General features: G+C 35.6%; 19 protein-coding genes and 1 tRNA gene. 11 read left to right on the top strand and 9 right to left on the bottom strand.

Annotated elements, in window-relative coordinates; all coding sequences use genetic code 11:
• Window positions 1-71 precede the first annotated feature (71 nt).
• Window positions 72-665, bottom strand: a complete 594-nt coding sequence (locus KBJ98_RS01915; RefSeq protein WP_210787999.1) for a thymidine kinase — start codon at window positions 663-665, stop codon at window positions 72-74.
• Window positions 666-911: 246 nt separating this feature from the next.
• Here KBJ98_RS01915 and KBJ98_RS01920 point away from each other — a divergent pair, with 246 nt between their 5' ends.
• The 7 genes from KBJ98_RS01920 (at window position 912) to KBJ98_RS01950 (ending at window position 7,687) form a co-directional block, all read left to right on the top strand.
• On the top strand, window positions 912-1,958 hold the full coding sequence (locus KBJ98_RS01920) for a hypothetical protein (protein WP_210788000.1): 1,047 nt from the start codon (window positions 912-914) through the stop codon (window positions 1,956-1,958).
• A 57-nt stretch (window positions 1,959-2,015) separates the two neighbouring features.
• Window positions 2,016-2,735: a 16S rRNA (cytidine(1402)-2'-O)-methyltransferase gene (gene rsmI, locus KBJ98_RS01925; RefSeq protein ID WP_210788001.1), complete on the top strand. Its 720-nt coding sequence runs from the start codon at window positions 2,016-2,018 to the stop codon at window positions 2,733-2,735.
• Entirely contained in the window at window positions 2,732-3,784 is a 1,053-nt protein-coding gene (locus KBJ98_RS01930; RefSeq protein ID WP_210788002.1) for a flavin monoamine oxidase family protein, read from the top strand. The genes rsmI and KBJ98_RS01930 overlap by 4 nt, the downstream gene beginning before the upstream one ends.
• A gap of 13 nt (window positions 3,785-3,797) precedes the next feature.
• On the top strand, window positions 3,798-4,142 hold the full coding sequence (locus KBJ98_RS01935; RefSeq protein WP_210788003.1) for a HopJ type III effector protein: 345 nt from the start codon (window positions 3,798-3,800) through the stop codon (window positions 4,140-4,142).
• A 107-nt stretch (window positions 4,143-4,249) separates the two neighbouring features.
• Window positions 4,250-5,941, top strand: a complete 1,692-nt coding sequence (recJ, locus tag KBJ98_RS01940) for a single-stranded-DNA-specific exonuclease RecJ (RefSeq protein WP_210788004.1) — start codon at window positions 4,250-4,252, stop codon at window positions 5,939-5,941.
• Between the two features lie 4 nt (window positions 5,942-5,945).
• Complete coding sequence (locus tag KBJ98_RS01945; protein WP_210788005.1) at window positions 5,946-7,223, top strand: MFS transporter; 1,278 nt, start codon at window positions 5,946-5,948, stop codon at window positions 7,221-7,223.
• Between the two features lie 107 nt (window positions 7,224-7,330).
• Window positions 7,331-7,687, top strand: coding sequence for a hypothetical protein (locus KBJ98_RS01950; protein ID WP_210788006.1), 357 nt, complete (start codon window positions 7,331-7,333; stop codon window positions 7,685-7,687).
• Here KBJ98_RS01950 and KBJ98_RS01955 read toward each other — a convergent pair.
• Both KBJ98_RS01955 and KBJ98_RS01960 read right to left on the bottom strand, forming a co-directional pair.
• Complete coding sequence (locus KBJ98_RS01955) at window positions 7,684-8,442, bottom strand: UDP-2,3-diacylglucosamine diphosphatase (protein ID WP_210788007.1); 759 nt, start codon at window positions 8,440-8,442, stop codon at window positions 7,684-7,686. The two genes, KBJ98_RS01950 and KBJ98_RS01955, sit on opposite strands and share 4 nt — an antisense overlap.
• 16 nt (window positions 8,443-8,458) lie before the next feature.
• Window positions 8,459-8,911 carry a 6-pyruvoyl trahydropterin synthase family protein gene (locus tag KBJ98_RS01960; protein WP_210788008.1) on the bottom strand — a complete coding sequence of 151 codons (453 nt, stop codon included), beginning with the start codon at window positions 8,909-8,911 and terminating at the stop codon, window positions 8,459-8,461.
• Window positions 8,912-9,052: 141 nt separating this feature from the next.
• Here KBJ98_RS01960 and KBJ98_RS01965 point away from each other — a divergent pair, with 141 nt between their 5' ends.
• The gene (locus tag KBJ98_RS01965) at window positions 9,053-9,193 is read left to right on the top strand and encodes a hypothetical protein (RefSeq protein WP_210788009.1); all 141 of its coding nucleotides are present in this window, start codon (window positions 9,053-9,055) and stop codon (window positions 9,191-9,193) included.
• Here the strand turns inward: KBJ98_RS01965 and KBJ98_RS01970 are convergent.
• A complete protein-coding gene (locus KBJ98_RS01970) occupies window positions 9,183-9,950 on the bottom strand; it encodes an enoyl-CoA hydratase/isomerase family protein (protein WP_210788010.1) in 768 nt (255 codons plus the stop codon). The two genes, KBJ98_RS01965 and KBJ98_RS01970, sit on opposite strands and share 11 nt — an antisense overlap.
• 125 nt (window positions 9,951-10,075) lie before the next feature.
• On the opposite strand from KBJ98_RS01970, the gene KBJ98_RS01975 reads away from it, so the two are divergent.
• Together KBJ98_RS01975 and KBJ98_RS01980 are read left to right on the top strand one after the other, a co-directional pair.
• A tRNA-Ala gene (locus KBJ98_RS01975) sits at window positions 10,076-10,149 on the top strand.
• Between the two features lie 148 nt (window positions 10,150-10,297).
• Complete coding sequence (locus KBJ98_RS01980; protein WP_210788011.1) at window positions 10,298-11,524, top strand: tyrosine-type recombinase/integrase; 1,227 nt, start codon at window positions 10,298-10,300, stop codon at window positions 11,522-11,524.
• Between the two features lie 30 nt (window positions 11,525-11,554).
• Here the strand turns inward: KBJ98_RS01980 and KBJ98_RS01985 are convergent, their stop codons facing one another.
• Genes KBJ98_RS01985 through KBJ98_RS02005 form a run of 5 tightly spaced genes read right to left on the bottom strand, consistent with a single transcriptional unit; the run spans window position 11,555 to window position 18,635 of the window.
• Window positions 11,555-13,519, bottom strand: a complete 1,965-nt coding sequence (locus KBJ98_RS01985) for a hypothetical protein (protein WP_210788012.1) — start codon at window positions 13,517-13,519, stop codon at window positions 11,555-11,557.
• Entirely contained in the window at window positions 13,516-14,061 is a 546-nt protein-coding gene (locus KBJ98_RS01990; protein WP_210788013.1) for a hypothetical protein, read from the bottom strand. The genes KBJ98_RS01985 and KBJ98_RS01990 overlap by 4 nt, the downstream gene beginning before the upstream one ends.
• A gap of 11 nt (window positions 14,062-14,072) precedes the next feature.
• The gene (locus tag KBJ98_RS01995) at window positions 14,073-15,188 is read right to left on the bottom strand and encodes a hypothetical protein (RefSeq protein ID WP_210788014.1); all 1,116 of its coding nucleotides are present in this window, start codon (window positions 15,186-15,188) and stop codon (window positions 14,073-14,075) included.
• Window positions 15,185-18,259 (bottom strand): phage tail tape measure protein, encoded by a 3,075-nt coding sequence (locus KBJ98_RS02000; RefSeq protein WP_210788015.1) that lies wholly within the window; start codon window positions 18,257-18,259, stop codon window positions 15,185-15,187. The genes KBJ98_RS01995 and KBJ98_RS02000 overlap by 4 nt, the downstream gene beginning before the upstream one ends.
• Entirely contained in the window at window positions 18,249-18,635 is a 387-nt protein-coding gene (locus tag KBJ98_RS02005) for a hypothetical protein (RefSeq protein ID WP_210788016.1), read from the bottom strand. The genes KBJ98_RS02000 and KBJ98_RS02005 overlap by 11 nt, the downstream gene beginning before the upstream one ends.
• 191 nt (window positions 18,636-18,826) lie before the next feature.
• Between KBJ98_RS02005 and KBJ98_RS02010 the strand changes: the two genes are divergently transcribed.
• Window positions 18,827-19,297 (top strand): hypothetical protein, encoded by a 471-nt coding sequence (locus KBJ98_RS02010; RefSeq protein WP_210788017.1) that lies wholly within the window; start codon window positions 18,827-18,829, stop codon window positions 19,295-19,297.
• Window positions 19,298-19,370 lie beyond the last annotated feature (73 nt).

Below are 19,370 nucleotides of genomic sequence, written 5' to 3' on the forward strand. Positions count from 1 at the left end.
TCAAAATTATAAAATTTGAAAGGGTTTGTTTTTTTAGTTCAGTTCTAGTTCCTTTATTTTTGAGAGAATTTTTATTTTTTGTCCTGATCTTTACGCATCGCATGATAATACGCCGCTCGGCTCAAAGGTTCGTACTCCTGAGTTTCACCAAGCATAACTAGTTTATCATTATCAGTTTTTCTAAAACTATAATGCGCCAAATTACCAGTACGAGTACAAACCGCGTGTACTTTTGTAACATATTCTGCCGTGGCCATTAAGGCAGGCATCGGCCCAAAAGGATTTCCTTTAAAATCCATATCCAATCCTGCAACAATAACACGAATGCCTTGGTTGGCCAAATCGTTGCACACTTTTACAATTTCATCATCAAAAAACTGCGCTTCATCAATACCAACTACATCACAACCTTGCGCCAAAATTGAGATATTGGCAGCAGCTGGAACGGGTGTAGAACGAATTTGGCTTGAATCATGTGATACTACCATTTCCTCGTCATAACGCGTATCGATTGCTGGTTTGAAAATTTCGATTCGTTGTTTAGCAAATTGCGCCCTTTTTAAACGACGAATTAATTCTTCGGTTTTACCCGAAAACATCGAGCCACAAATGACTTCGATCCAACCAAACTGCTCTTTGTGATTTACTGTATTTTCGAGAAACATTTTGTATTTTTCTGACTTAAAAAATGAATAGTTTTTATTACTTTGTACTGAATAAACGACCTAAAAATTTTATACTTTTACGTCGTTTCAAAAGTATAAAAATTAAATCAAAACGAGGTTTAGCTGAGACTTATTTCAAAAAAAATAAAAGTCCAGAAGCAACACCCCTCATTATCAGACCATTTATACAAGCACATCAAATCAAAATAAAAATTTTCCGCCTAACCTCTTATAATTGAAATTGTTATGAAAAAAAAATTAGAAGCCGATTTAATCAGCATTGCGCACCGAATATTACAGCTCAAAAATAAATCTGACATCAATCAATTGTATCTGGAAACGCAAAAATTATATGAAAAATTAACTGTTTTACAATTTGTAGAAAACCACTTTAGCGAGGTAAAACCTACTATTGGTCTATCGGAAGTAACTCAGCAATTGGAAACCATTTTTGAGGAAAAAGCCACTGCAATTGAAACTAATGTTGAAGAGGAAATTCCAACGACACAAGAATCAGAAATCGAGAAAACGATCGAAGAAACAGTTAAAGAAGAATCATCAATCGTTGAGCCTGAAGCAGAGAGCGAGCCACAGCTCATCCCGGAAGCAGAATCAAACATCAACAACGAAGAAGAAGGTACTGAAGTAAATGAGTCAATTAGCTATGATGAAGTTGAGGAAGATACAAAAGAGGAAGTGGCTGCAGTAACTGACAATAAAACTGCCGTGGAATTAGAACCTCAACATGAATCCGCTGAACCTGAACTTGCTGCGACTGCAGCCTTTGCACCGGCTTTTAGCTTACTTGCAGATGAAGTTGAAGAAACTCCAGTTGAAACCACAAAAAAACCAGAAGCAGTCCAAATTTCTTTTGAAGATTTATTAGGTGGAAATTACCACGATACTTTATTCGTAAAAAAACAGCAAATTGAAAATATACCGACCGCTGTTGTCATTGAAACTCCAGAAGAAATAGCTCTACCGCAACAACCAGAACTTGTGGAGGCGGCAACTGAAATTGAAAAAACAGAGGCAAAAGCTGTATCTTTAAACGACAAATTAGCCAAAGGAATCCATATTGATTTAAATGATCGCTTGGCTTTTATCAAACATTTATTTGCAAACAGCAGCGAGGATTACAACCGCGTTTTGAGTCAAATTAATACTTTTAATTCATTTTACGAAACAAGAGATTTTGTTCAAGACATGGTAAAACCAGATTATAACAATTGGGAAGGCAAACAAGAATACGAAGACCGTTTTATGGATATCATCGAAAAGAAATTCTTGTAATTTTCATTTCAAATTAGCCTTTTGTTAAGAATTCCTAATTAGGAAATACCAACTACTATGTCAAAATTATATATCGTTCCTACGCCCATTGGTAATCTAGAAGACATGACTTTTCGAGCCATTCGAATATTGAAAGAAGTCGACTTGATTCTAGCCGAAGACACGCGTACGAGCGGCAAACTGTTGAAGCATTTTGAAATTGGCACGCACATGCACAGCCATCACATGCACAACGAACACAAAACAGTCGAGAATTTAATTGCTCGATTACAAGCTGGCGAAAACATCGCATTGATCTCTGATGCAGGAACACCAGCCATTTCTGACCCTGGTTTTTTGCTTACAAGAGCATGCGTTGAACATGGTATTGCGGTTGAATGTTTGCCTGGCGCGACTGCATTTGTACCTGCATTAGTCAATAGCGGATTGCCTAATGATAAGTTTGTTTTTGAGGGTTTTTTACCTGAAAAAAAGGGCCGTCAAACGCGTTATTTGACATTAGCCGAGGAAACGAGAACCATGATTTTATATGTTTCACCACATAAATTAGTAAAAACACTCGCTGAATTTAGCACTTATTTTGGCGAAGACCGACAAATTTGTGTCTCAAGAGAATTATCAAAACTACACGAAGAAAATGTTCGTGGCACCGTAAAAGAAGTTGCTGCTCATTTTGAAAAAACAGCACCAAGAGGCGAAATTGTAGTTGTGGTAGCGGGTAAAACAGCAATTAAAGAACCTAAGAAAAGTAAATTCTCGGACCAAAGTGAATCATGAATAAAAAGAAAGTAATCCTTATCGGGGCAGGACTTACGGGTTTGTACACCGCGTATTTACTACTTGAAAAAGGTTTTGATGTCAAAATCATAGAAGCTCGCAATCGTGTAGGCGGACGCATTCATACGATCACAGGTAGCACTCCCGTTACCATGGAAATGGGTGCTACTTGGTTTAGCAACCAGCATACGCATCTCGTTGCTTTATTGCAAGAATTACAAATTCCGTATTTTAGACAACACACCAAAGGAATTTCATTATTCGAAACTATGTCATTTGTGCCTCCGCAAAAGTTTGAAATATCTGATGCAGAAGAACCTTCGTTTCGAATTGAAGGCGGCAGTAGCGTTTTAATTGATCGCTTGGTATCATTGTGCGCTGCGGCAACAATTAAAACCGGATACACAGTAACTGCAATTGAAGAGCAAGAAACTCAAATTAACGTAACGACCAGTAACGGAACTATTTTTACAGCCGATTATGTCATCAGTACGATTCCGCCCAATTTACTCATTAACACCGTAGAATTTGAACCTACGCTGCCTGAAAATGTGATGCAACTGGCTCGTAAAACTCATACTTGGATGGGCGAAAGCATTAAATTTGCCGTGGCTTACAAAACTCCTTTTTGGCGTGAGGCCAATTACTCCGGAACTTTGTACAGTCAAGCAAGTATCATTCAAGAAATGTACGACCACAGCACCGCTACGGCTACAGGATTTGCATTAAAAGGCTTTTTGAACGCAGGCACAGCAGTGCTCTCATCTCAAGAAAGGCAGCAAAAAGTTCTTGCGCAGTTAACTAGTTTATTTGGACCTGAAGCTTCGACAATCGAAGGCTATTATGAAACTGTTTGGCGAAATGAAGCTTTGACTTTTCACCCATACGATCAACTTGTTTTGGCACACCAAAATAATGGGCACAAAGCCTACCAACAAAGCCAGTTTAATGGAAAACTATTCTTATCTGGCTCCGAAACAGCGCAACAACATCCTGGTTACATGGACGGAGCACTTGCTGCCGCAAAAAAAATTTCATCTCAATTTTAATATATTTCAGATCATGACTATTGAAGCTTTTTTAGAAAAATTACATGCAACACCAGAATCAATCGCATTTGCAGATACTATAGCTGTTATTGAAGCCCACTATGATTTTACTCCAACCGCCTTTGAAAACGGTACACAGCACAATGCTGCTGGCGAAAATTCAGGTTCGTGTAAACTTTTGGCTTTCGCCGAAATGCACCAACTAAGTCCAGAAGCTACTTTAGCTTGTTTTGGAGCGTATTATTTTGAAGATGTTTTGGGAGATCCAAACGGAACCAATCACCAAAACATTCGCAATTTCATGAAAACAGGTTGGGATGGCATTGCTTTTTACGGAAGTCCCTTAGTGGCAAAATAAAACTATAATCTCATTGTTAGTTGCATCACAATCAATTCTGATCAAATGATTGCTAATGCGCTCAAGATTACAAAATTTATAACACCAATTTATTATTCAGAATAAGTATGCGTTGGACACTAAAACCAAAACCGCCACAAGAAACTGTAACTGCATTGGCTAAAGCACTTAATGTAGAGGAATTTGTGGCCACTTTACTCGTTCAACGCGGCATTACTACTTTTGGAGAAGCCAAGGCTTTTTTTAGACCAAGTCTAGAACATTTACATGATCCATACTTGATGAAAGATATGGACAAAGCCATCGCACGCATTGAAAATGCCATCTCAGCAAACGAAAACATACTGGTTTTTGGTGATTACGATGTGGATGGAACAACAGCGGTATCACTCGTATCGTCCTACTTAAGGTCGTTTTACCCTAATGTTGCCACTTATATTCCGGATCGTTATGACGAAGGTTACGGAGTATCGTTTAAGGGGATTGACTTTGCAGAGGATAACGATTTTACACTTATTATTGCCTTAGACTGCGGTATTAAATCAATTGATCACGTGGCTTACGCCAAAAATAAAGGCATTGATTTTGTCATTTGTGACCACCATAGGCCAGGCGATTCCCTACCCGATGCAGTAGCAATACTTGATCCCAAACGTGACGATTGCACTTATCCGTATGATGAATTGTGTGGTTGCGGTATTGGATTCAAGCTCATTCAAGCACTAGGCGCCAATAGGAATCAAACCGTAACTGATTTAACGGAATATCTTGATTTAGTAGCTGCCGCCATTGCTGCAGACATTGTACCAATGACAGGAGAAAACAGAGTTTTGGCTCATTTTGGATTACAAGTTATCAATAGTAATCCGAGACCGGGAATCAAAGCCATTATCCATCAATTAAAAAAACAAACTTTAGATATTACCGATGTAGTATTTATCATTGCTCCCCGCATCAATGCTGCTGGCCGCATCAAACATGGCAATCACGCTGTTGAATTGTTAACCGAATTTGATTTTGAACAAGCGCAACAGTTTGCCTCAGAAATTGAAGCTTATAACGCAGAACGCAAAGATTTAGATAAGTACATTACAAAAGAAGCTCTGCAACAAATCATTGAAAATGACGAAACTGAACGCTTTACTACCGTTGTTTTTCAAGAAGATTGGCATAAAGGAGTCATCGGAATTGTAGCTTCGCGCTTAATTGAAACCTACTACCGACCGACATTAGTTTTTACCAAAAGTGGCGACAAATATGCCGCTTCGGCACGTTCCGTAAAAGGATTTGATGTTTACAATGCTCTTGAATCTTGTGCCGAACATTTAGAACAATTTGGTGGCCACATGTATGCTGCCGGTATGACTTTAAAAAAAGAAAACTACGAGTCGTTTAAAAATGCATTCGAAAATGAGGTCAAACAAACCATTCCACCCGAATTATTGGTTCCTGAAATTACCATCGATGCCGAAATTGATTTTAACGACATCACTCCCAAACTGATTCGGATTTTAAAACAATTTGAACCTTTCGGGCCACAAAATATGACTCCCGTATTTTTAACCAAAAATGTAAAAGATACTGGTTATGGCAAGCCAATGGGTAAAGAAGACGAACACATTCGCCTTTTTGTGAAACAAAATCATTCAGCTGGCGTTGCGGCAATAGGATTTAATCTTGGTGCTAAATTAGATATTACTTCACATCAAAAAACCTTTCAGGCTGTTTATTGCATTGACGAAAACGAATGGAACGGCACCGTTACAACCCAATTGCGATTAAAAGATATTAAAGCATAACACCATGACTAGTACCAAAACTGATCCTTACGCAGCGCTCCGTTACAAAGAATTTACTATTTTTTTATTGTTGCGTTTTGCCATGGTATTTGGTTGGTCTATGCAATTTATCATCATAGAATGGGAAGTTTATAGTTTGACTAAAAACCCGCTATCGCTAGGGATTATTGGTTTAATGGAAGTAATTCCCGCTATAACGATGGCACTATTTGCTGGACATGTTGTAGATCAAAAGGAAAAAAAAGGCCTACTTGTAAAATGCATTTTAGGTTTTGCAGTTATTAGTTTAGGCCTATTCTTATGTACTTTGCCCTCAATTACAAAAGATATATCTAAGACGACCTTGTTGTATTTCATTTACTTTTTGGTGTTTTTGGGCGGTGCAGTTCGTGCCTTCCTAGGTCCAACGATTTTCTCTTTGTTGGCTCTTATCGTTCCCAAAAAAATATATCCTAATGCAGCAACTTGGAGTAGTTCTGTTTGGCAAATAAGTTCTGTACTTGGGCCTGCTGTAGCTGGTTTTTCGATCAATTGGTTTGGAGTACCGAGTTCGATGGCAGTAGTGCTTTTTTGCTCCGTACTTGCTTTGCTTGCGCTAACTCAGATAGAAAAAAAGCCTATTTTGAATCCGAAAATTGGGGAACCTATAATGGACAGCTTGAAAGAAGGCGTACGATTTGTATTTACTAACAAAACCATTTTGGGTGCTTTGTCCTTGGATATGATTGCCGTTTTGTTTGGTGGTGCCGTAGCGCTGTTACCTGTTTTTGCGCAAGACATTTTAAAAGTGGGTCCACAAGGATTTGGTGTGTTGCGTGCCGCACCGGCAGTTGGGGCATTTTTAATGCTGATTCTTTCGGCTTACATTCCGTTTACAAAAAATGCAGGAATCAAATTATTACTGGCTGTATTTGCCTTTGGACTGTGTATGATAGTTTTTGGGCTATCCTCTGTTTTTTGGATTTCAGTTGTCGCTTTGTTTTTAAGTGGTCTGTTCGATGGAATTTCAGTTGTGATTAGACAAACCATTTTACAATTAAAAACACCGGATTCGATGCGAGGCCGCGTAGCAGCTGTAAATTCAATCTTTGTAGGATCCTCAAATGAATTAGGCGCTTTTGAAAGTGGATTGACCGCAAAACTTATGGGCACTGTAAATGCAGTAGTGTTTGGTGGTGTAATGACTTTGGTAACGGTATTTTTTACAGGAGCGGTATCACCTACTTTCAGAAAATTAGACCTGCAAAAAGATGTTGAAGACCATGAAAAAAGCGAGTCATAAGTCTGTTTAGCGATGCTATCCTTAGTCATAAAATTTTAAGTCTTTTTTACAATTTATTATTTAGAATAATTTTAAATAATAATTATCTTTGTAAAAAAGAGTAGCTCATGCACGACATCAAAACCATTTATCAGAACCATTTAGGAACCTCATTTTATTGGAAAAAAGGAGAGCAGCTTCTTTCAGATCGTATACAGATCATTTTTAAAGACATGGGTTTTTACTATACGACTCAGGAATTGCAACTGTTTGCCAATTGTATTCAAGATAGTTTTGAAAACAATAAGTCGTGTATGAATTGCGAGTTTCAGCAACAATGCCAGCGCTTTTTGTTAAAAACACCTAATTCTCAAATAGATTTAGCGGTGACTATGACTGAACTTTCAGCGGTGAAAGACTTAGTAATGGGAACTTTGTTTACTATTAATTTGGAAAAATATGTATATGGAGAAGGATTAAATTAAGATTGGAATTTTTTAATTTCAAAATTCTCACCATCAAAAACACCGTAAGTAAAATATATAATCCAATCGCCAAGGTTTACGTATTCAGAATTATCGCCGACAGACACTTTCATTGGTAAGTGACGGTGGCCAAAAACAAGGTAATTGTAGTGTTTGGTTTGCAATTTTTTCTTGGAATAAAGAATCAGCCATTCGTTGTCTTCGCCAAGAAATTTCACATCTTCATCGCCTGAAATTAGTTTGTTTTTTACAGAAAGATACTGTGCTAACCTCACGCCAATATCCGGATGCAACCATCTGAAAAGCCATTTAAAAAACGGATTGGTAAAAATCTTTTTCATGCGTTTGTATCCTAAATCACCAGGGCCTTTGCCATCGCCATGTCCGATTAAAAAAGTTTTATTACCAAAAGTATACTCTTGATTGTCATGAAAAACAGGGATGTTCAATTCCTTTTGGAAATAATCAGCCATCCATAAATCGTGGTTGCCTACAAAAAAATAAATAGGAATTCCGCTGTCGCGAATTTCGGCTAACTTACCCAAAACACGAACAAAACCTTTGGGAACTACTGTTTTGTATTCGAACCAAAAGTCAAATAAATCACCTAACAAAAAAATCGCTTCGGCATCCTTTTTTACTTCGTCTAGCCAAGCCACAAACTTTTGTTCTCGGGGAAAACTCAACTCAGGCGTTGGCGCACCAAAATGCTGATCAGAGGCAAAATAAATCTTTTTGTTAGGAGGTACAGTCATGAAAACGGCCTAAATATTAAATATTGTCGCTAGCAAACCACTCTGCAAAAGACGATTCTGTTTCTTGTAATTTCAATGAGAAAAGTGCAATTCCTTCTGGAAGTCTGTTGCTGATTCGTTTTGCAAAATCAATTACCATATTCTCACTCGTAGGTTGGTAATCCACCAAAATTACGTGATGCCCACGATTGATAAGCTCATTGGCTAGATCAATATGTGGCGTGGTACCATTAAAAACTGTGGCGTGATCGAACTGATCAACGATTTCTTCTTTTACAATTTTCTTTAAATCCGTGAAGTCAATTACCATTCCGAATTTTACATTAGAACGATCTGTGATTGGCGTTCCTATTACGGTTACTGACAATTTATAACTGTGTCCGTGTACGTTTTTGCATTTGCCATCGTAACCATACAAGGCATGCCCGGTCTCGAAACTAAATTGTTTTGTAATTCTGATATTGCTCATTAGACTTGAATTTTGATGCAAATTTAGGAAATAGAAGCGAGAAATAAGCTGTAAATATTAGGCAATGGCTTTTGGAGCGGAGTTTGAAAAGTGTAACCTCTTATTAAAATGATACGAATATTAAAAAAACTTAACTTCAGAATGGATAAACCCATAGCCCTGATGGAAACGGCATCTCCCGATTTAGAAAAACAAGGCTTTTTTGCCGTAGTTTTTATTTATCGGGAATATAGTGTACAGCAGGAAAAAGCTCCTAAAAAAAATACCTCAACTATTTTTTGAATTGTGCCAAAGCATTTTTAGTAAACTCAGACAAAACCAAAGTTCCAGAAATGCTGGCGCGCTCTAACAAAAGTGTATCCCAGTTTTCGGTTCCTTCCCAAAGCACTTTTTTCATTTCAAATAATGCCTCCGGATTGTAACTCGCCAATTTGGTGCTAAACGAAGCAACGGCAGCGTCAAGTTCTTGTTGCGTGGTATAGGTCGCGGCGTATAAACCTTTGGCAACAGCCCAATCGGCCGACTTCCATTCGTGAGCAGCAAGCGTCATTTCGGACATGGCAGTTTTACCAATTTTACGAGAAACGGCAGGCTCGATAACAAACGGACCTATGCCGATGGCTAATTCAGAGAGTTTTATAGCTGCCGAAGTAGATGCTAAAACATAATCACAAGCTGCGGCAATACCTACTCCACCGCCCACTGCTTTACCATGTACGCGACCAATAATCAACTTTGAGCAGGAACGCATGGCATTGATAAGATGGGCAAAACCAGAGAAAAAATGAGCTCCTTCTGCTTCATTGGATACCGCCAAGAGTTCATCAAATGAGGCACCTGCACAAAAAGCGCCTTCGCCCTCGCTTTGAATTACAATTAAAGATATCTCTGGATTGTTACTCATTGCTTTTAAAGCTTCGGTTAACTGATCTAGTAAAACTCTTGGGAACGAATTGCTTGCAGGATGGCCAAATGTAAGTGTTGCAACTGCTGCGTTGATAGTTGTAGTAAGCGAACCTGTAGACGGTATTGATGACATAGGGATTTTTTAGGGTAAAGTTAAAAAAACTACCGAATGATTTCAATTTTTGAGAAAAAGGAATGGATTTGTTTTTTGGAAATTTGTTTTTTGGATAATTAAAATCATATATTTGCGACAAGATTGGGGGATTAGCTCATTTGGCTAGAGCGCTTGCCTGGCAGGCAAGAGGTGACCGGTTCGAATCCGGTATTCTCCACTAATAAATAAAGCGTTGTTTCACAACGCTTTATTTGTTTTAAAACACTCCAAAATTGCAATTTTCTGTCTTCAAAAAAAACAAATTGATTAATTAAATAGGAAATAAATATACATAAATATACATTTTTTCTGCAAAAAGACTGCAAATGAAAATTGAACTAAAACTTGACAAAAGAAAAATTACTTCAAAGGGCTATCCGATCAAAATTTATGTTTATCTAAAAAAAGGAAGTGAAAAATGGATTCAAACAGATCACTACGCCTTTCTTGAGGAATTCAACACAGAAACTTTTGAACCAAATAAAAAACATCCAAACTTTCTATTTCTTTACGAATGGATTGCCACCAAAAAGGTAGAGCTCATAAAATTGAAAAACACAGCTGCTCAAGAAAAATGGAGCATGCAAAAAATTGAGACTACATTAAAAAACGAAAATTCAGAAAGTTTTTTAAAGTTTGGCTTTGATCTAGCTGCAGAATACAAACGAAATGAAAAAAAGGTTCACAAAACGTACACCTTGCATTTATCAATTTTAAAGCAATTTAAAAACGATATCGCATTTAGCGATATCAATTATAATTTTCTTATCTCATACAGAGATTACAAACTGCAAAATGGATGCACAACAAACGGAATAAACGTTTATTTACGAACAATGCGCGCCATTTATAACGAAGGAATAAAAAGAGAGGCATTTACCCCTACTTCATTCAAAAAACCATTTTTGGGTGTGATGAAAAAAAACGAAAAAACTAAAGACAAATACTTCTCTATTGATGAAATGAAAAGTGTTATAAAGAATTTAAACACTAACAATCCATACAACGGACCTACAATAAAAGGATGGAATAACACTGAAAAAACAAAATCAAGAGAATATCACTATCACAACTATTTTCTGTTATGCTTTTATCTTGGTGGGCTCGACTTTATAGATATTGCCAATTTAAAATACTCTGAGCATGTGAAAAATGGCCGAATCATTTTTAAAAGATTTAAAGGCGGTTCAACTTATGAATGGATTAACAACAAAATTTTTCCTGAAGCGCAATCTATTTTAGACTTATACAAGGATGAGTCTGACTACCTAACAAACATCTGGAGAAAAACCGATTACGACAATTATCGAAAAAATTATAATTTACAATTTAAAAAATGGCTTAAAGCTATTGGAATTGAAAGCTATTTCACAACAAAAACGGCTCGTTATACCTTCATCGATATTGGGAAAAAACTGGAACTGAACAGGGATGTTATTATGGAGCTTACTGGCCACACTAGGGGCGATGTTCATAGCGTTTATGAAGGCGACTTTCTGGACACCACCCAGGATGATGTGCATTTTAAAATAATTAATGCAATTAAGCAATAGAACTGACCGGCATGAATGTCGGTCAGTTGTTTAGAAATTTACACTTTCCAATTTCATTAAAACCTCAAAGTTGTTTTTTTCAGTTTCTGAATACTCGAGAACTGAAACAAAAAAATCCTGATGATCAATATAAATTCTTTCTGTTTTTTGAATTTTTGACAATTCAATTTCTGTAAAATAACCAACTATTTCAATTGGTTCTGCATTCAGTCTGAATTTCAAGAAGTTTTTCCAAAAAGTATTACAGATGCCTTTATCACCTTCAATTTGCAATTTTTGTTCATTAAAACTTTCTGATGTATGCGGTGCAAAATCCGAATCATAAATCATCAATCCAACTCCTGATTTACTCTCAAGATCATCCGACAAAACACTGCTTAAACCATTTCTTGGAACAAATTTGAATTTTGATTCTATTGTATTAACGAACGAACTTTCCTGTTTGGAAAACAATTGCGAACCTGCACGCGTAACCCATACACTTTTATCTTCATCATTTTCAAATTTAAGATGAAACGCATCAAATTGAGTGTGCTCATGGCTCTTAATCAGAAAAGACTTTTTCAGAACTACTTTTTCAGAACTTTGAATAATTGCTTCATTAAAATTCAGTGCCAATTTTTTAGTAGTGTCATCAATAGTTATTTTTAAATTAAATAATTTTTTCAGCTCATTAAGGTAAGTTCCAAAAGTCCAATCAGGGCAGAACCTACCCAAATCTATTGTGGGATGAAATTGATAAAAAACCTTTTTACCATCATTATTATATAATGAAAGTGAATATTCAACCGGTGGGGTTTTATGTAAATTACCGAATGTTATTGTCACGACATCACCTGCCACTCCTTTAAACTCATGAGTTCCTTGAAAAACTAAATTATTACCATTCATGGTGTTTGAAAACAACAAAATCCTATCGCCATACCTATCATAAGTCGTGGCATTTCCTCCACCCCTAGTACCGCCTCCTGAGCCAGTAATATCTAAACGAGCATAAGTTTTAATTTGCCCTGGTAGATCAGTAGTTGCATCCGTTATTTTAAACTTCCAGTTTAAAATAAAACTTTTATCTTGAGTTAATGTAAACTGTATTTTAGTTCTGTAAGTTGTATACTGCGGACCTCTGCCTGCATAAGCTACCTGGATAGCTTCCCAAACTAATGGATTTGAAAAGTTTAATTGAGTAGGAGCTGCGTAAACATTTGTTTTACAAAGATTATCTTTAGACGAAAGGAGTATTATTTTTTGAATAAACTCCGATTCAACAAAGTCACCAACCATTCGCCACCCTAAACTTTGCAGTGCATAAAACAGAGGACTCAATAAATAAAGCTGTGGCGAGGGAACGTTACCATTTGAAGTTGTTACAACTTCGGAGGCTATTGTATAAGTGTTTGAAACAAAATTCAAATCGTCATCAAAAAAGTTCACGAATCCTAAATAACCAAACCATTCATCATCCGCTTTTAATTCAGTTCCGAATTTATTTCTCCAATACATTTTTGGAAAATTAAATTTAACTTCAGGATATGATTTCGTTATTTGATTTTTAGCAAATTGATTAAAACTAGAGGCGCCTTCCAGGAGCAACTCAGATTCCTGAGTGTATGGTACTGGATTATTTTCGTTTGGTATTACTGAAATACTAGGCATGAAAGCAGCGATAGGCTTCTCAGTAATTTCTAGCAATTGAGTCGCGTATCTCAAAGTAACCTTTCTAAAACCTGGCAAATACGAAATGATTTGTAATTGACCGTAATACCTTTCGTTGAGTTCCTCTACCACAACCGGTACTACCTTTGGTTTATTAAACGAGGTAATATCCCTGGAACCAATTGCTTTTTTAGTTTTTGAATTTTCGACAATTAAAAATGGGAAATCAGAACGCGAAACCTTAAAATCATTACTAAAAGAATTGTTTTCTTTTGTGATGGTTAAGGTTTCACGAACAATTTCTAATTCATAATTATTGGCAATTATTTTTATCAAACTCATACTCTTTGAACAAAAAAAGAAACAATTGAAGGCTGCATATTATTGTGGGCTTTATCCAAACCTCCAGTTTGCAATGTAATTCTCCCTTCGTTTTGCCTACCTGTAGTCATGTAATCATTACCCTCATCTGTTCCAGCTGATGTATCGATATCAATAGTACTAGGAAGCTCTTCCTTTGTTAAAACATGACTTTCAGATCCAAATTCATTACCCATTTCGCCATAATCATAAATAAATGGTCCTTCTTCATCACTATAGCACACAGATGTCAATTTTCGGCGGTCGCGGGTTCCATTATTTCCATTACAATATGCAAATCCAACCATTAAATTTTTACCCAAACCTTTCTCTGGAACTTCATCCCAAATAAAATTATTTTGTATAAATTCTAAAGTACAATCCATTTCAATTACTTGATAGGGTATAAATATTGCATCTAAAATTTGCTCTTCAACAGTTGCATGATCTTCAGGCTCTATCTCAGCTGGATTATTCCTGATTTTTGCATTTATGAGGTTTAGAATAATATCTTTTAAAATCATTATTTATATTTTTAATTGGTTTTATAATATGATGGGTTGTATTTATTAGAGTAGTAAGCTTTCCTTGTGGATAATTGATTATCAATATCTGTGTTTTCACGAACTGAAAAACTTAAATTTTCAGAGTACAAATACTCTCTTTCATTGTAAGTATTAATTTTTTTGGTCGCATTTACCAATGATATGTATTTAGTCTGCCAATAAATTTTAGCTTCAATTGCTGTACATATTTGATTTAAGATATTCTTTTCAGATAATAACAAAGTTCCTGAATTCAGGGTATAAGTTTCTTTTTCATTAATTTCATATACTTTCTCAAAACCGTCATTTTGCTCGTAGGTTTTAGTATCAATATTATTTTCGATAGTCAATTTGCCATCTAAATACGCATAGACCCAATAACCAAAATTGTTTGCAAAAACAATTTCTTTTATAGAATATTGAGAAGAATTAAAAAATCTAAAGTTCTTAGCAACAAAAGTATTTCCCACACTAATCTTGAGTGTCAAATAAAGAGTGGATTCCGGAATAGAAACGGTAGCTAAATCGAAAAAATACTGATATACCCTCTTATCTGAAAAATTAGATTTACCAAGAGAATTAATGACATTGCCATAATTATCTATTAACTCTACTGTTAAAGTCTCATTTAAAGCATTAACCATAAAAGGTACCGCAATTTTGCCCTTTGACGATATTTGTAATAATTCACTCCTACCATCTAACAATTGAACTTTAATAGTGTCATCAAATAAAACAGGTTTTACATTGTACATTAAATAGAATTGCGGTAAATTCAGACTTTGCACCAAAATATCATTAGCCAAATTATACTCTTCTACAATAATAGAAACCTTTTTAAGTAGGTGATTTTGCTGCTCTAAACCATTTATAATATTAGATTTGAAAACTGTTTCAAAATAAGCATGATATAGTTTTTTCAAATCCTTTTCAGCGGTTTTATCATTTTTTCTAGACCAACTTTGCTCATCAAATAATTCATCATTGATGTAAATTTTTGCTCTAAAATAGAATCCTAAACCATTACTTGAAGTAATAGAAACAATGGTACTATTACCATCTAAACAGACCTTGTTTTCGGCTGGAAATTTATCTATTTGTATCATTGACTTATTATTCCGTATTGGTTAGACATTTCTCTTTCATCATTCAATTCCTTGATATTTTTTGCTTCTTTATAGCCTATTAGCGCTGTAGACTTTATACCTCTGTCTAAGTGATCATTCAGTTTATTAATAGCAATTAGAAGGGCATCATCATTAGTTGAATTCGCGACAAATGGCGCAACTGTGCCACTAGAAGATTCACCACCATTAAAAAATTTATTACCTATCATTGATTTACGTTCGTTCTCCAACCATGAAAATGTTGCTGCATATCTTGGTGACTGCGTCATTACTTTTGGAGCAATCCACTCTTCATCGTGTGTAACGCCTGTTATCTTGCCGTATTCATCAGTTCCGAGATAAGCCGTATTACCCGTAGGGCCGCCAGAACCATCTGAGTTATTAAAACCGCCGTAAAAGAATTTCGGGGTTTTTGGGCTTTTCGTATTGGTAATTTTACCGACCTGAGCAATAGTCGTAATTCCTGCAGCAGCGATAGCAGCCCACATAGCAAAACCACCATCAAATTTTGGATATTGTGCCAAAATAGATGTCACAGCCATAGCACCATTAATTCCAGCTTGAGCGATAGCTAATCCTTTTGATTGTCCAAACATTTCACCAATAGCACCAGCCACTTGATTTAATCCTCCAAGCGTTCCTTGTAATTGTTGTAATTCTCTGGCGCGATCTAATGTTTCTTGTTCTTTTTTTGCCGCCTTTTCAAAACGATCATATTGGGACTGAGTAATTTTTTTATCCTCAAGTAATTTTTTATAACCTGCTAATTTAGTCCTGTAATCCTGTGCTTGCTTAATAGATTCTTGCTGTGCCTTAGTATCAGCTTCAATTACTTGTAACTGATTTTCAGCCTGCAATTGCTCAAGGGCCAATTGTTTTTGCTGCTCTTCATACTGTTTTTTTAATACAGTTGTAGCATCCAAAAATTGAAGTTCTAAATTTTGTTCAGCAGTTAAATACTCTAAATCAATTGCTTTTTTGACGTTTGCTAATTCTGTTTCAGATTTAATTTCGTGTTCCGCCTTTGCTATATCATTTAAGCGCTTTTCTGCTAATGCATTTTGTTGACGGAATTTAATTTCGTCAAGCCTTTTCGTTTCCTCAGCAATTAATTCAGGAGTTAATTGCTTTGTACTATCAATTTTAGTTCGATTATTAGTAATAAAACTATCCAGTTCAGCTTTGGCTAAATCACTTTGAGATTTTGCCAGGGACATTGCCTGATCCCATATAAGTTTATCGTGCTTTTGTTGGTCTGATTTCTTTTTATCAAGCGCTTTTTGATTAGCATCAATTTCTTTTTGTCGCGCAGCATCTCTGAGCGCTTTTTGTTTGGCTAACTCTTCAGCAGTAATTTTTGTAGCAGCTGCATCCGGATTAGATCCGTTTGGTTTGTTTGTTTCTGGAGTAGTTTTTAACACTATGTTTTTAGATTTTAAACCATCTAATTTTTTTTGGAGTTTATCTACATCAATTCCTACAGCATCAAGGAATGGGGCTACATTATTAATTATAGATTTCAGTCCATCTATAACATGATTTTTAATTTTTGCAAAAGTGTCGCCAACTATAGTTGCTAATTTTGTAAAACCGTTTTTCAAAACATTTAAGGCTCCTGAAAAATCACCTTTAAACAGTTTTATTACGAAATTAAATATAGTGCCAATTGTGTTAGAAAAAGATTTTAAAACACCTCCAACTACATCAAAAGCAATTTGTACACTAGTTTTTAATCCATGCCATGCATTTACAAAAACAACTCCAACGAAATCAATAAGCGGCTGTATATCCTTTTTTACATCTAGAATCCATTCTAAAATAGAGGTTAAAGCATCTGTTGATTCTATTTTTATATTAGTCCAAATTGAACTAAAACCTTCGATTTCAAATAAATCTGATTGAGCCTTATTCAAACGTTCATTTGCTTCAACCAGTTCCAGCGATGCTTTTGCACTTTCTGACAATTCTCTTTTTGAAGAAGCACCAACTGCCTCTAAAATTTTCAGAGCTCCACCAGCATCTTCTCCCGCACCTCTAAAAACATCAGCCGTTAACTGTGCCTGTTGCTGTTGAGTTAATCCTGTTTCTTTAGCTTTTTGAGCAATATTTTCTAAAGCCGTTTTTGTGGTTATTTCACCACTTGAAACTTTAGCTAAAATTGTATCAGTAAACGAAGCTCCAAAAGCATTGGTCAACGCATCGCGGGTGGCTTTAGTCTGTTCTCTCAATGATAAATCAGCCTCTTTTAAAGCATCCGGTAGTTTATCTGAATATATTCCTAAATCAAAACCTGTATTAACAATATTGACAAAATCACGCGCAGAGTATCCTGCCTTAGCAAAAAACTCATCGTACTCTCCGAGACTATCCAGAAACTCTGAATTTTGCGCACCACCATCAGCAAGACCGCGCGCAATTTCTGCATTAGCCTCTGACATTGAAATACCATAAGTTTTAGCTAGGGAATTGGCTCGTTCACCAATTTCTTTAAAATCCTTATCAAAAGTTTCAGCTGTAGCTTGTATTTCAGATCTAACTTTACGTAGTTGATCTCCCTGCAATCCAAAAGCCTCAAGAAGTTTATTTGATTCCTGGAGGCCTTGGTTAAAATCAAAAATAGCCTTAGTACCTATTGCAATTGTAGAAATTACAGCTATGGCAGCACCAAGTGGCGTTGCTATAAAAGCAGCTGCAGACTTTACCATCCCACTTATTGAACCTTTGATGCCCTCAAAACCCTCTTTTGCGGTTTCTAAATCACCCGATTGTAAGCCTGTGAATATTTGAGAGATTGATTCTTTAAACTGGCCAACAGTCATATTTGTTCCCTGAATCTCTTCTTTGAACTCTGATTGTTTTTCTTGTAACTCACTTAAAGTAGTTTTCAAACGTTGCAAATCTTGCTCGTAAGTTTCAGAGTTTTTATTTAATGCGCCAATCTCATTATTTGTTTGTCTAATAGCTCTATTAATCCCAGTAAAGGAATTAACTACAGCTACATCATTGACGTAAATTGATATTTCTCTAGGGATTTCTTTTCTACCTGCCATTTTTAGAGAAATTTATTAGTGTGGTTACTTGACTTAAACGAATTTCTGCAATACCATCAGCTAAAGTGTTTAAAATGTTTGAACTATCTAGTGCTTTTGAAAGCACATCTGTTTGATTTAATCGCATATTTATGCCGTTCGACTTAGAGCCTTCGAAACCGTAATTTTGTTTAAAAACATAGTGAGATGCTTGAATGGTAATTCTTTGCAATCGTTGGTCTTTGTAAACCGCGCGTGAATTTGCGGTATTCAATGCTACAAATGTTTTAATTTCAACCGTTGAATTTATGGCATTTTTAAGCGCTACTTTTAAAGCAGTCGTTCCCTTTTTCGCTAATTGTTTTTCTAAATTATATAAATCAATTGCCGATGCCATTCCTAATTTTTAAGCTAAATTAAGTTTGTAGCATTCTAAAAAATAGGACAGTAAAAAACTTGAAAATTATGATGTCAAAATAATGCCTTATTAGGAATTTTATTAATTTTACAAACTATAAGGTAATTCTAACGGGAAAGTTTAGCTTATTTTAAAATGCATTTTTGAAACCCAAATCAAAAAAACCACCCGTGAAAAAAAAAACTGATTTTATTTCTATTACTATACCTGTAAAGCCCCACATAAAAAAATACATATCAATTCGCTACGGAACAGAGCATACATTAACAAAAAAATCGTTAATCGGTATTTTGCTTTTCAATGTTTTAGATAAAAAAACAGAAAAGCCAAATCAAAACTTTAAGGAGTATTCTGAAAAATATCTAATACACATTTCGCCGCAATATTTTTACGAAAAAGGATTTTCAATACCATTACGAAAGCGTAGGTTTTTAGCGATCTGCTTAGAAAAACTATTTATTGAGGATTTTTACGCTTATGTTGATATCTCAGTTTCGAATATGAATTGCACAGCTGTAGAAGCAATGCGTATATTTTTTAAACAGTACTCAATTTCTGAAGATGAAATTAAATTTTATAGTTTTTACAGGCAATATCAGCGTCACTGCAAAAATGGAATTAAAGCAAAAAAAATAATTTAAAAATAATTTCATTTTTGAATAAAATAGAGCGTTAAGCCAATGACAGCAAGGCGTAACAATACGACAATTTAAA

Source organism: Flavobacterium erciyesense, from assembly GCF_018069925.1.
GTDB classification, from domain to species: domain Bacteria; phylum Bacteroidota; class Bacteroidia; order Flavobacteriales; family Flavobacteriaceae; genus Flavobacterium; species Flavobacterium erciyesense.